This is a genomic window from Pseudoalteromonas sp. S2893 (genome assembly GCF_005887105.1).
GTDB lineage: Bacteria > Pseudomonadota > Gammaproteobacteria > Enterobacterales > Alteromonadaceae > Pseudoalteromonas > Pseudoalteromonas atlantica.
The window spans coordinates 17,308-30,237 of record NZ_PNCY01000014.1; the positions used below are offsets into that span (position 1 = coordinate 17,308).

The 12,930-nt window shown below is 40.2% G+C and carries 13 protein-coding genes; 2 read left to right on the plus strand and 11 right to left on the minus strand.

Annotation, left to right across the window (positions count from 1 at the left end):
• Position 1 precedes the first annotated feature (1 nt).
• The gene (locus CWC04_RS08145) at positions 2 to 1,018 is read right to left on the minus strand and encodes an efflux RND transporter periplasmic adaptor subunit (protein WP_502705338.1); all 1,017 of its coding nucleotides are present in this window, start codon (positions 1,016 to 1,018) and stop codon (positions 2 to 4) included.
• A 253-nt stretch (positions 1,019 to 1,271) separates the two neighbouring features.
• Entirely contained in the window at positions 1,272 to 2,279 is a 1,008-nt protein-coding gene (trhO, locus tag CWC04_RS08150) for an oxygen-dependent tRNA uridine(34) hydroxylase TrhO (RefSeq protein WP_138685112.1), read from the minus strand.
• Between the two features lie 198 nt (positions 2,280 to 2,477).
• On the opposite strand from trhO, the gene CWC04_RS08155 reads away from it, so the two are divergent.
• Positions 2,478 to 3,803: a DEAD/DEAH box helicase gene (locus tag CWC04_RS08155; RefSeq protein WP_138685113.1), complete on the plus strand. Its 1,326-nt coding sequence runs from the start codon at positions 2,478 to 2,480 to the stop codon at positions 3,801 to 3,803.
• A gap of 2 nt (positions 3,804 to 3,805) precedes the next feature.
• Positions 3,806 to 4,636 (plus strand): CvfB family protein, encoded by an 831-nt coding sequence (locus tag CWC04_RS08160; RefSeq protein WP_054982457.1) that lies wholly within the window; start codon positions 3,806 to 3,808, stop codon positions 4,634 to 4,636.
• Between the two features lie 249 nt (positions 4,637 to 4,885).
• Here the strand turns inward: CWC04_RS08160 and CWC04_RS08165 are convergent, their stop codons facing one another.
• From CWC04_RS08165 to serC, 9 genes are all read right to left on the minus strand, one after another.
• Positions 4,886 to 5,260, minus strand: coding sequence for a hypothetical protein (locus tag CWC04_RS08165; protein WP_004587876.1), 375 nt, complete (start codon positions 5,258 to 5,260; stop codon positions 4,886 to 4,888).
• Between the two features lie 91 nt (positions 5,261 to 5,351).
• Positions 5,352 to 6,056: an orotidine-5'-phosphate decarboxylase gene (gene pyrF, locus CWC04_RS08170; protein WP_138685114.1), complete on the minus strand. Its 705-nt coding sequence runs from the start codon at positions 6,054 to 6,056 to the stop codon at positions 5,352 to 5,354.
• A 46-nt stretch (positions 6,057 to 6,102) separates the two neighbouring features.
• The gene (lapB, locus tag CWC04_RS08175; RefSeq protein ID WP_138685115.1) at positions 6,103 to 7,239 is read right to left on the minus strand and encodes a lipopolysaccharide assembly protein LapB; all 1,137 of its coding nucleotides are present in this window, start codon (positions 7,237 to 7,239) and stop codon (positions 6,103 to 6,105) included.
• 2 nt (positions 7,240 to 7,241) lie between these two features.
• A complete protein-coding gene (locus CWC04_RS08180; RefSeq protein ID WP_064385448.1) occupies positions 7,242 to 7,523 on the minus strand; it encodes a lipopolysaccharide assembly protein LapA domain-containing protein in 282 nt (93 codons plus the stop codon).
• 21 nt (positions 7,524 to 7,544) lie between these two features.
• Positions 7,545 to 7,832, minus strand: coding sequence for an integration host factor subunit beta (gene ihfB / locus CWC04_RS08185; RefSeq protein WP_004587872.1), 288 nt, complete (start codon positions 7,830 to 7,832; stop codon positions 7,545 to 7,547).
• Positions 7,833 to 7,897: 65 nt separating this feature from the next.
• Complete coding sequence (rpsA, locus tag CWC04_RS08190) at positions 7,898 to 9,565, minus strand: 30S ribosomal protein S1 (RefSeq protein WP_004587871.1); 1,668 nt, start codon at positions 9,563 to 9,565, stop codon at positions 7,898 to 7,900.
• A gap of 95 nt (positions 9,566 to 9,660) precedes the next feature.
• A complete protein-coding gene (cmk, locus tag CWC04_RS08195; protein WP_138685116.1) occupies positions 9,661 to 10,371 on the minus strand; it encodes a (d)CMP kinase in 711 nt (236 codons plus the stop codon).
• Between the two features lie 107 nt (positions 10,372 to 10,478).
• Positions 10,479 to 11,756, minus strand: coding sequence for a 3-phosphoshikimate 1-carboxyvinyltransferase (aroA, locus tag CWC04_RS08200; RefSeq protein WP_138685117.1), 1,278 nt, complete (start codon positions 11,754 to 11,756; stop codon positions 10,479 to 10,481).
• Entirely contained in the window at positions 11,756 to 12,838 is a 1,083-nt protein-coding gene (gene serC / locus CWC04_RS08205; RefSeq protein WP_024034095.1) for a 3-phosphoserine/phosphohydroxythreonine transaminase, read from the minus strand. Before serC ends, aroA begins: the two co-directional genes overlap by 1 nt.
• Positions 12,839 to 12,930: the final 92 nt, after the last annotated feature.

Below are 12,930 nucleotides of genomic sequence, written 5' to 3' on the forward strand. Positions count from 1 at the left end.
CCTACTCCTGCCTATCTTGCGCGGGTAAATTAAAGCTTAGCTCTTGGCCTGCACGTAAGCGTTGTACCCCTTCAATTACTAAAATATCGCCTTTATTTAACGACCCAGAAACCAATAATCGCCCCGCCAAGCGCTGCTCTATTTTTACATCAACACGTGTGGCTTTTTTATCAACGCTGGTCCATACATACGGGCCTGTTGCCCCCCACAGTAATGCAGCTTCAGGAACTGCAGCAAAACGCTCGCCTAACACTTCAATATGTACTCTAAAGCTCATACCAGGTAAAAATTGTTGTTTTTCATTATTTAGCTTGGCTTTAACACGTAAAGTACGAGTTTGTGGGTCTACGCGTGAATCTAAATAGGCAATATCAGCGTTAATGGCAGTGTCTGATTGCCAAGGAAACACCGTTAAGCTGCTTTTATTTCGCAGCATACTGATAGCCGACTCCGGTGCGTTAAAATTTATATACAAGCTTGTTGTGTCATCTATTGTGGCGATGGGGGTTAGCTCGGTTATTCTATCGCCTACCTCAACATCTGTTAAACCCATAATGCCATTTATCGGCGCAATTACTTTTCTGTCTTCAAGCTCAGTTTGAGCCTGTATGAGGGTGACTTTGGCAAGCTCTACAACGGTTTTAGCATCATCAACATCGCTTTTAGGCACTGCGCCTTTGGCCTGACTTTGTTCTAAGCGTTTTAGTATTCGCTGGGTGTCGGCAAGTTTAATTTTAGCTTCATCAAGCGCTGCTTTTTGCCTACGGGAATCAAGTTCGAGTAAAGTATCGCCTTTTTTTACTTTATCACCTGGCTTAAAAAAAACGCCTGTTACTCTATCGCCTACTGCGGGGTACATTACAACCGAATGAATTGCCTCTGTATTTCCTACCGCTTGCACTTGTTGCTTTGCACTTTCGAGGGCAATTTTTTGTACAACAACGTTCGCGCTCATTGCAGGAAGGCTGAAAAACAGCAGCGAACTGAGCATACCGAATAAAAAGTTTTGCAATTTCAAAGTAACACCTTAATTAATTATTATTTCCATTACCTTACGAAGTCTAACAGCTGATTGATCAATAGGTAGGATAGAACGATAAATTAGCAAAACTATAAGATGAAATTAAATTGGTAATACCAATTAATTTTTGAAAAAGGCGCCTAAAGACTAAGCATTTATACAAATACAGGCAGGATTAAACTAAAAAGTGGCTATATAAATAAAAAAGCCCAGTATAAACTGGGCTATGTAGATAATAGGTAGTTAAAGATTATTTACCGCGCTGGGCTTCTTTTTGTGCTTTTTTAGCTTCTTTACGTTGTTGTAAAACCGCTTGCGCTTCATTACCAATGTGCCCTTCACCACGTGCTTGTGCTAATTCTATTTGCTTTTGACGCTCAGCAAAACGAGCACGTTGCTCATCGGTTACATTGTCGATACAGTGATGACACGAAACACCTTCCATGTATTCTGGCTTTTGCTTTTCTTCTTCTGTAATCGGCATACGACACGCATGACATTGATCGTAAGAGCCTTTTTGTAAATCATGATTTACTGCTACACGATTATCAAAAACAAAACACTCGCCTTCCCACATTGTTTCTTCTTTTGGCACTTCTTCTAGGTATTTTAAAATACCGCCTTCAAGGTGGTAAACCTCATCAAACCCTTGCTCTTTCATGTAAGCCGTTGATTTTTCGCAGCGAATACCACCGGTACAAAACATGGCTACTTTTTTGTGTTTTTCTGGGTCTAAATTCTCTTTAGCCCACTGAGGGAACTCTCGGAAAGTTTTGGTATTAGGATCGACTGCATTTTGAAAAGTGCCAATTTCAATTTCGTAATCGTTACGTGTATCAATCAAAATCACTTCAGGGTCTGATATTAATGCATTCCACTCTTTAGGCTTAACATAGCTTCCCACTACTTTTAGTGGGTCAACCCCTTCAACGCCCATAGTAACAATTTCGTTTTTTAGCTTTACTTTAGTGCGGTAAAACGGGCATTCATCATCGAATGATTCTTTAGTCACTATGTCTTTTAGGTTTTCTTGTGTGTCTAACCACGCAAGTAAGTTATCTATTCCTTCGCGCTTAGCCGATACAGTACCGTTAATACCTTCAGCCGCAAGCAATAAAGTACCGCGTACTTCGTTTGCTTCCATCACATCTAAAAGGGGTTTACGTAGCGCTTCAAAATTTGGCAAACCTACAAATTTGTACATTGCACACACTACAAAGTGCTCGTTTGTTACATCATCTTTATGAACAGCAGTCATTTTACTTCCTATTTTGCCTTGATAGCCTTAAGTGGCGTTTACCGAATCGTAAATCCGGCGCATATGGGGCGCGTATTTTACGCTTTTTATAATTAATTGCAAAAAATAGCGCGTTAGAATGGTTTTTACTGTCGGCATAACCCTTGTGTAAGCTATAATGCGGCCATTAATTTAAGTTGCACATTGGAGAACACGACTTTGCACTTTACTGATCTTGGGATTGATACTCGCCTTGAAACACAATTAGCACATCAAGGGATCACCCAGCCCACAGATATTCAAGCACATGCAGTGCCTACCGCACTTGCAGGGCATGACATTTTTGCTCAGTCTAAAACTGGGTCGGGCAAAACATTAGCGTTTTTATTACCTGCTGTTCAGCGAGTTATGAAACAAAAAGCGCTCAGTAAACGCGATCCACGTGTCCTCATCGTTGCACCAACCCGTGAGCTTGCAACGCAAGTATTTACGCAATTGCGTTTATTAATTGCGGGCACAAACATTAAAGCTGTAAAAATACTCGGCGGCGAGAACTTTAACGATCAAATTAAAGCCCTTCGTAACGACCCGCACTTTGTTGTGGCAACCCCAGGGCGTTTGGCCGATCACATCACAAAACGCTCATTACAATTAAGTGGGTTAGAGCTATTAATTTTTGATGAAGCCGACCGTATTTTAGACTTAGGTTTTACTGAACAGCTGAAAATGATTAACGAGCAAGCTAATCACCGCTTGCGCCAAACATTGTTGTTTTCAGCGACACTAGATCACGCTCAAGTCGATGCCCTATCGCGTAACTTATTAAAAAAGCCAAAACAAATTACACTGAGCGCCGCTAACGAGCAACACAGTGATATTAAACAAACACTCTATTTAGCCGATCATCTTGATCATAAAGAAGCGTTACTTGAGCATTTTTTAAAACAAGATGATGTTGGCCAATGTATTATATTTACAGCAACCCGTGCTGATACCAGCCGTTTAAGTGAAGCATTAAATGCAAAAGGTTTTAAATCGGTGGCTTTAGCTGGCGATTTAACACAGAGCAAACGCCTAGAGATCATGGACTCGTTTAGCCGCGAAAACTTTAAAATTTTGATCACCACTGATGTTGCTTCGCGAGGATTGGACTTATTAAGTGTAACGCATGTAATCAATTTTGATTTACCAAAACACGCTGAAGAGTATGTACACCGTATAGGTCGTACAGGCCGCGCCGGATTTAAAGGTAATGCATTATCGCTAGTAGGCCCTAAAGACTGGGCAAGCTACTTAGCAATTAAGTCGTTTTTGAACGACGAGTTGGTTTTTGCAAGCGTTGATGGCCTTAAAGCTAAATTTAAAGGTATAAAAGAGAAAAAGCCTGCAGCAGCCGCTGTAAAAACTAAAAAAGTTGCACAGGTGAAAAAGCCGCAAGTTAAACGCAAGGCAAAACCTAATAAACCAGCAGCACCTATAAAAGCCCCGATGAACATTGATGGCAATTCACCAATGCGCCGTAAAAAAAAGCCTGAGCAGGAATAATTATGAGTTACCTAGGAACAACACAAACCTTATTTGTAAAAGAAGTGAGCAATGAAGGTGCTTACCTTGATGGCCACGATTTAGGGGAAGTGTTTTTACCAAAACACGAAATTAAAGATGAACTTGAAGCTGGCGATAGCATAAGCGTTTTTATCTTTTTAGATAACGCCAATTTACCTACAGCAACAGTAAAAAAACCCCATGCCCAAGTAGGCGAATACGCGCTGCTTCGTGTTAAAGAAATAAATAGCATTGGCGCTTTTTTAGATTGGGGACTTGAAAAAGATGTTTTAGCTCCATTTAACGAGCAAAAACCACGTATGCAAGAAGGTCATTCTTATTTAGTTCGCTTATATTTAGATAATGCGAGCCAACGTATTTGCGCATCAAGCAACTTTAATCGCTTTTTATCAAAAGATGAGCCTGAGTACACACATCTTCAAGAAGTTGATTTAATTGTTGCTGGAAAAACAGATATTGGCTACAAAGTGCTTATTGAAGAGTCTCACTTTGGGGTTGTGTTTTACAACATGGTATTTAAAAACTTATTTGTAGGGCAAAAGCTTAAAGGGTTTGTTCAAAAAGTACGTGAAGACGGAAAAATCGACGTTATACTTGAAAAGCCAGGCATGGGTAAAGTAAGTGAACTTGGCGATAAAATAATGGAAAAGCTTAAAAACGAAGGCGGCATACTAGCCATTGGTGATAAATCTGATCCTGAGCTTATCAAAAAAGTATTTTCAACCAGTAAAGCTAACTACAAAAAAGCCATTGGTGGTTTATTTAAGCAAGGCTTGATAGACATAGAAGCCAAATCTATCCGCTTAAAATAGTTGTACACTTTTTATAAGCGCTAACATTATGTTGGCGCTTATAGTTAAATCTTTTCTAAATAGTTTAATTAAATGATTGTTCAAAGGTCATATAACGTTTTGATGAATAAAAAACGTTATTTAGCTATTATCACTAACGGCACTTATATTGCCCTATTCTCTGCCCTCACCTTCGCGTAAATCAAAGTTTTAAACAAAGCTAATACTAGGTTTACCCTTCAAAAATAATAAGGGAATTACTAATAGGCATTAGCCCATAATACGCTTATACGGCAACGTACATTCTGTATATTGCTTTGAATAATCAAGTATCTCAGCTTTGGTTTCTAAGCTTAGTGGCGCCAACCTAAATACTTTATTTTCACATTCACTTTGTTTGTCGTCGTGATTTGAAATGCAATCTGACGTAGTTACGTTTTGGCGCGTTAAGCGCTCTTCATTTTTATAGCATAAGTGGTGTGCGTAGCCATGCATGGTTTGCTTAAATTCAAATAAATCGACAGGGTAATTTGCGACTAAGTCAGTAATCGTCGCTACTCCATCATAAGCTTTACTAGAAAAAACATATTTATTTACTGAAAAACCTGCAACAACAATTAAAATAGATCCAAAAATTAACTTCAAAATAAACCCCTTACTGCATTCTTAGTACTAATGTAGCATAAAAATGTATTCATAAAAGGGGTTTAGCACTAAATAATTGCTTTTTGTTAACTTAAACTAGTGATTTATTAACATCGGCTAAAGTTTGTACCGGATCTGACGATTGTGTAATTGGTCTACCAATCACTAAGTAATCGCTACCCGCTTCAATAGCTTGCTTAGGTGTCATAATGCGTTTTTGGTCGCCCTCATCGCTACCAGCAGGGCGAATGCCAGGAGTAACTAGCTTAAACTCGCTACCTAATTGCGCTTTTAGCGCTTTCGCTTCTTGGGCAGAACATACTACGCCATCAAGCCCTGCTTCTTTTGTTAATTTAGCTAAATGAATAACTTGTTCTTGCGCTGATTTTTCAACACCCAAACGCTTTAGTTCAGCTTCGTCCATGCTGGTTAGCACTGTCACTGCAATTAATAAAGGTGCTTTATCACCAAACTTTTCAAGTGCCTGCTTTGCCTTATTCATCATTTCAAAACCACCTGATGCATGAACGTTTACCATCCAAACGCCCATATTAGCCGCTGCGGTGACCGCTTTTGCCACTGTATTAGGGATATCATGGAATTTTAAATCTAAAAATACGTCAAAGCCTAAATCGATTAACTGTTTAACGAATGCAGGGCCAAAATAAGTAAACATTTCTTTGCCTACTTTTAAGCGACACGTATCTGGTGAGAGTTTTTTTACAAAATTAAGAGCCGCGTCTTGTGAATCGTAATCTAGGGCAATAAGAACTTTTTTTGTATCTTCTAAAGACATAACTATCCTAATGAATGGCAGTAAAGTTATAAATAGTTGGGGGTTATTAAAATCCGTCTAGGCCTCTACTTGGCACAATGGTTTCCCAATGTTTACAAGATGGGCAGTTCCAATAAATAGTGTGGCTTGTAAAACCACAATGTTGGCATTGAAAGTCTGGTTTTGTAGCTATATACGACGTAACTAGCTTATCAATTTCATCAAGTACTTCTTTGGTATTTGGATTTTTATCACCCATTAGCTGTAGTAAAAAGCTAAAACCTCGAATTGTAGGCTGACGTTTTAAGCTGTCGGTTAAAAACTCAAATGCCTGTTTAGTATTTCCCTGCTCTAACAGTGCTTGGCAATGTTTTATTTTTATTAGCACCCCGCCTTTATCGAGCAAGTCACATAATAAACCATGAAACTGATGTGTTAAATTTAACTGCTTATAACTATGTGCAAGCTGGTCAATAAACAAAGGCGCAAATAACGTAAATTGGCAAACGAGTTCACGCCAATAGTAAATTGCTTTTACGTAGTCTTCACTAGTGTAAGCCGATAACCCTAATTCGTATAAAGGGCGAACCGCTTTGTAATTTAAGCTGATGGCTTTATTCATTAATTGCGGTTTATTTTCGCTTAAGGCAGCTTCACTGTAAAAATTAGCAATTGCTTTAAAATGCTGCTCTTTAACAAATAACTCACTATGGGCTTCGAACATATTTATGCCCTTTTCCCACTCTCGGGTTTGCGAGTATAAAGTAATAATTGGGTCAAGTGCTTGTTCATGCCCAGCCTTAACAAGCCACACTAAATGCTCTTCTGCACCGTCTAATAAGCCGGCCATAATATAATCTTCGGCTAATTCTAGACGGCTAGCTGCGGCTTGTTGTTCATTTAAACTTGGGTGTTTTAAAAGAAGTTCATGAATTTTTATTGCGCGGTCAAGCTCACCTCTTCGGCGAAACATGGTAGCAAGGGTTGAGTAGTGGTCAACAGAGTCAGCAGCCACTTCTAATAGGTTTATTAGGTGCTCTAAGCCCTGATCTTCTTCTCTGTCTAGTAAAAACTTTAGGCCTTTACTGTATTCAGAAGTGATTTGACGATTGAGTTGATGAGCTTGGTTTTTTGCACTATTTTTGCCCATAATCCAGCCATAACCGGCAGCAACAGGCAGTAGTAAAAACAAAAGCTCAATCATGATTAGGTGTCTTTATTAGCAATAAGCTTACTATTATTTTTTTCTGGCCCTAATTGTTTTTTTAAGCGGTAATTTTGCCACTTTAATTTAGAAAACAATTTAAAGCTAATAAAACACCCTATTATTACACCCAGTATAAAGCAGATACTTATAATTACAGCGAGTGGCAAGGTATTACTGGCAATAATATAATTGATTTGTACTAATTGTGGATTTTGAGAACCCAATAAAAATGCGCAAAATAGGCATAGTACAACCAGAATAATTTTTAATACCTTAAACAAGTAACTACTCCAACTGGTTAACTAGGCAATACTCTCGTTTACGCGGTCGCGTAATTCTTTGCCTGGTTTAAAATGAGGTACATGCTTACCATCAAGCTCTACTGTATCGCCAGTCTTAGGATTACGACCTGTGCGAGGAGCGCGGTAATGCAAAGAGAAACTACCAAAACCTCTGATCTCAATACGATCGGAAGTAGATAATGAGCCGGCCATTTGTTCAAGAATTTCTTTTACTGCATTTTCAACATCTTTCACTGGAACGTGTGCGTGCTGTTCGGCAAGTGTTTCTATCAGTTCTGACTTAGTCATAGCGTTTCCTTAAAGAGAATAGTGGAAGGGCAAAACTGCCCTTCCAATTAAAAACTAATTAGTAATTAGTCTTTTTGTGCATTTGCGAAAGCAGCTGCCATTGCGTTTTCAAACACTGGCTCTTCTTTCTTAAGCTTCTCTAGTACTTCTTTCTCTTCTGCTTCGAAAAGAGCTTTAACAGATAAGCTTAAAGTGCGGTTCTTACGATCAACGCCAACGTATTTAGCTTCGATTTCGTCGCCTACAGAAGCAACAGTCGTTGCATCTTCAACGCGCTCTTGAGCGATATCAGCTACACGGATGTAACCTTCAACGCCTTCGATAAGCTCTACAGTTGCGCCTTTCGCATCAACTTCAGTCACTTTACCTTTAACAATAGCACCTTTTTTGTTTGCATCAAGGTAGTTATTGAACGGGTCAGCTTCGATTTGCTTAACACCTAGAGAGATACGTTCACGCTCAGGGTCAACTTGCAATACGATAGCAGTGATTTCGTCGCCTTTCTTGAATTCACGTACAGCTTCTTCGCCAGGCGTGTTCCAAGAAATGTCTGAAAGGTGTACAAGACCATCAATACCACCGTCAAGACCAATAAAGATACCGAAGTCAGTGATTGATTTGATCTTACCAGTAACTTGGTCGCCTTTGTTTTGTAGACGAGCAAATTCCTGCCAAGGATTAGCAATACATTGCTTAAGACCAAGAGAAATACGACGACGTTCTTCGTCGATTTCAAGAACCATAACTTCAACAGTGTCACCTAGTGAAACAACTTTTGAAGGGTGGATGTTCTTGTTAGTCCAATCCATTTCAGAAACGTGAACTAGACCTTCAACGCCTTCTTCGATTTCCACGAAGCAACCGTAATCAGTAAGGTTAGTTACACGACCAGAAAGCTTAGAACCTTCTGGGTAACGACCAGCGATAGCTGCCCATGGATCTTCGCCAAGCTGTTTAAGGCCTAGAGATACACGAGTTTTATCTTTGTCGAATTTAAGAACTTTAACTGCGATTTCGTCGCCAACATTAACGATTTCTGAAGGGTGCTTAACACGCTTCCACGCCATATCAGTGATGTGTAGTAGACCATCAACACCACCAAGGTCAACGAATGCACCGTAGTCAGTAAGGTTCTTAACGATACCTTTAACTTCTTGACCTTCAACAAGGTTAGCAAGAAGCTCTTCACGTTCTTGTGAGTTTTCAGATTCGATAACTGCACGACGTGAAACAACAACGTTGTTACGTTTTTGGTCAAGCTTGATTACTTTAAATTCAAGCTCTTTGCCTTCAAGGTGAGTTGTGTCACGTACTGGACGAACATCAACAAGTGAACCAGGTAGGAAAGCACGGATTGAATCAACTTCAACTGTGAAACCGCCTTTAACTTTACCGTTGATAACACCAGTAACAGTCTCTTGCTCTTCACATGCTTTCTCAAGACGGATCCACGCTTCGTGACGCTTCGCTTTCTCACGAGAAAGGATAGTTTCACCGAAACCGTCTTCGATTGCATCTAGTGCAACATCTACTTCGTCGCCTACAGCAACTTCTAGTTCACCAGCAGCATTTTTGAACTGCTCTGCAGGGATAGCACTTTCTGATTTAAGACCAGCATCTACAAGTACAATGTTATTCTCGATAGAGATTACTGTACCTTTAACAATAGAGCCTTGCTCTGCTTCAAAACCCTTTAAGCTTTCTTCAAATAACTGCGCAAAATTTTCTGACATACGAATATACGTCTCATATATTAATACCAATAAGCAACCATGCTGCATGGGGTTGTTAAAATAGCACTGGCGTCCTGCTGGTGCATAAAATGTGTTTAGCTTCGTTTAGGAAGCTTGCCTTGTGAGATAGCAATATCTACTAAAGTTATAACTTTATCAAACACTTGCTGAGCGTTAAGCTCGCTTGTGTCTATTTCAATTGCATCAGCAGCAGGAACAAGCGGCGCAACGGTGCGATTCATATCGCGCTCATCACGAGCTTGAATGTCCTGTAATAGACCACTTATTGTAACATCAAGGCCGCGCTCATTCAACTCAACATAACGTCTGCGCGCGCGTTCTTGTGCACTAGCGGTTAAATATATTTTTAATGGTGCGTCTTGAAAAACCACGGTGCCCATATCTCGGCCATCAGCAATTAAGCCCCGTTCGGTTTTAAACGCACGCTGGCGTCGAAGTAACGCTTCACGTACACGGGGTAATGCAGCCACTTTTGAAGCAGCTGCCCCAACCTCTTCATTACGAATTGTCGAGGTTACATCTTCGCCTTCTAAAATAACTTTTCCAGCATTAGTTTGGCTATCAACCAAAAACTGCACATCTAAGTTTGCAGCAAGCGGGACAAGCGCTTCTTCGTTGTCTAATGCTATTTGGTGATGAAGTGCGGCAAGGGATAATACACGGTAAATTGCGCCGCTATCCAATACATCCCACCCCAATTTGTCGGCTAACAAGCGACAAACAGTTCCTTTACCTGAACCACTTGGGCCATCAACGGTGATTACGGGCATTAATAACGCCTGCATTTAAAACCTCCTGCAATGCACACCTAAATAAAACCGCGATATTATACGTCACTTCTGCAAATAGATCCGCTTTAGTGTGTAACTTTTTATAATTATTTATAAAAAGCCTACTCACTCACTGATGCTAAAACCTTGAAAAAGGTTGGAAAAGTTTTATATGTACACTTAGGATCGTTGATTGTAATAGGCTTTCCGCCTACGGCAACCATTGCAAAACACATCGCTATACGGTGATCGTCATACGTATCTATAGCCACATCATTGAATGCACTCGGTGGTGTAATTTCGATAAAATCTTCACCCTCTACAACCTCGGCACCCACTTTACGAAGTTCAGTTGCCATAGCATATAAACGGTCGGTTTCTTTTACACGCCAGTTATAAATATTGCGAATAGCCGTAGGCCCTTTAGCAAATAAAGCAACCGTAGCAAGTGTCATTGCCGCATCAGGGATAGCGTTAGCATCAATATCTACACCTTTTAATTCGCCTTTACGAACAACTAAACGCTCGTCATACCATTTTATTTCAGCGCCAACTTGTTCCATCACTTTAGCAAAACCAATATCACCTTGGACTGATTTAGCACCCACGCCTTTAATTTCAATTTCGCCACCGGCAATAGCCGCTGCCGCAACAAAGTAAGACGCTGATGATGCATCACCCTCCACCATAATACGCTCTAGTGATTGGTATTGTTGGCCGCCTTTAACTTTAAATGTTGTATAGTCGCTGTGCTCAACAGTCACCCCAAAACGCGCCATTACATCTAACGTTATATCAATGTAAGGCTTAGATACCAAAGTACCCTTAATGGTAATTTGCGTATCACCACTAAATAAAGGGGCAGCCATTAGCAATGCTGTTAAAAATTGGCTAGAAATACTGCCATCAATTTCAACAGTACCGCCTTTAATTTGCCCACCAATTATTTTTATTGGTGGGTAGTCTTTATGTTTTGTGTAGGTAATATCGCCGCCAAGTGCTTGTAGCGCATCGACCAAGTGCCCTATTGGGCGCTCTTCCATGCGCGGCTCACCTATAAGCTCATACTCCCCAGCTACAGCTGCGAGTACCGCGGTTAACGGACGATAAGCAGTACCTGCATTGCCTAAAAATAAAGGTTCACTTGGGGTTTTAAATACACCGCCAACCCCTTTTACGGTTGCCACAGTGCGATCATCATTAAGCGTTACGTTAACACCTAGTAGTTTTAATGCACCCAACATATGGCGAATATCATCGCTATCTAACAGGTTTTCTACAACGGTAGTCCCTTGAGCCAGCGCTGCTAATAATAAAATACGGTTTGATAGGCTTTTAGACCCTGGTAAGGTAACACTGCCATTTACACGAGAAATAGGCTCTAAACGAAGTTGTTCCATTAGCTGTGCTCCTGTGCAAATGCCGCCATAAAGTCAACCAAGGCTTGCACACCTGCAAGTGGCATTGCGTTATAAATACTTGCGCGCATACCGCCTACAATTCTGTGTCCTTCTAGGGCAAGTAAGCCGGCTTCTTTAGATTGCGTTACAAACTTTTCGTTTAAGCTTTCATCGTTTAGCCAAAACGGTACATTCATACGCGAACGACAATGCGTCGCTACTTTATTAGTATAAAAAGGCGATTCATCAATAAAGTCATAAAGCAGCTTAGCTTTAGCAATATTTTGTGCTTCCATTGCCTTAACGCCGCCGTTTTGCTCTAGCCATTCAAATACTTCGGCCGCTAAATACCATGCAAAAGTAGGCGGTGTATTAAACATGCTGCCTTGCTTTGCTTCAAGTGCGTAATCTAAAATGCCAGGTTTAGCTAAACCTTCACGCTCAAGTAATGTTTTGCGAACAATAACAATAGCTATACCTGATGGACCTATATTTTTTTGTGCACCAGCATAAATTAAATCAAATTTATTTACGTCAATTTCGCGCGACAAAATAGTCGACGACATATCAGCAATAATAGGCGCTGTTGGGTGACTAGGCACATCAAAAATCTCTAATCCGTCTACCGTTTCATTTGGGCAGTAGTGAATGTAAGATGCATCTGCAGGTAACTCCCACTGCGCCACTTCTTTTATAGAAAACAGCCCGTTTGCGTCATTTCTAACGTTGATTGAGTGGGTTTGAGTAAATTTATTAGCTTCGTCAGTGGCACTTTTAGACCAAACGCCGTTCTCGCAGTAAACCGCTGTTTTACCATTTTGATGTAAATTTAAAGGCACAGCACTAAATTGACCGCGGCCACCACCGTGCATAAATAACACTTCAAATTCATCGCTAATGTTCATTAAACGACGAAGGCTGGCTTCGCATTTTGCAGTAAGCGCTAAAAAATCTTTACTACGATGGCTTATTTCCATCACAGATACGCCTAAGTCTTGCCAGTCTAAAAATTCTTTTTGTGCTTTTTGCATAACAGCTTGTGGAAGCATAGCTGGCCCCGCACAAAAATTATATTTACTCATTACCTTTGCCTCATTCCAGTAATTTAAACTCTTTTGATAAACAAAAAAGGATTATTAATTTTTTTCAACATGATTAAAAAAAGCGGCCTTAG

Bases quoted from the DNA above. Each gene is read 5' to 3' on its own strand.
- lapB (WP_138685115.1), bottom strand. From the start codon at position 7,239: ATGATTGAGCTTTTGTTTTTACTACTGCCTGTTGCTGCCGGTTATGGC.
- rpsA (WP_004587871.1), bottom strand. From the start codon at position 9,565: ATGTCAGAAAATTTTGCGCAGTTATTTGAAGAAAGCTTAAAGGGTTTT.
- pyrF (WP_138685114.1), bottom strand. From the start codon at position 6,056: ATGTCTTTAGAAGATACAAAAAAAGTTCTTATTGCCCTAGATTACGAT.
- serC (WP_024034095.1), bottom strand. From the start codon at position 12,838: ATGAGTAAATATAATTTTTGTGCGGGGCCAGCTATGCTTCCACAAGCT.
- cmk (WP_138685116.1), bottom strand. From the start codon at position 10,371: ATGCAGGCGTTATTAATGCCCGTAATCACCGTTGATGGCCCAAGTGGT.
- ihfB (WP_004587872.1), bottom strand. From the start codon at position 7,832: ATGACTAAGTCAGAACTGATAGAAACACTTGCCGAACAGCACGCACAC.
- trhO (WP_138685112.1), bottom strand. From the start codon at position 2,279: ATGACTGCTGTTCATAAAGATGATGTAACAAACGAGCACTTTGTAGTG.
- CWC04_RS08160 (WP_054982457.1), top strand. From the start codon at position 3,806: ATGAGTTACCTAGGAACAACACAAACCTTATTTGTAAAAGAAGTGAGC.
- aroA (WP_138685117.1), bottom strand. From the start codon at position 11,756: ATGGAACAACTTCGTTTAGAGCCTATTTCTCGTGTAAATGGCAGTGTT.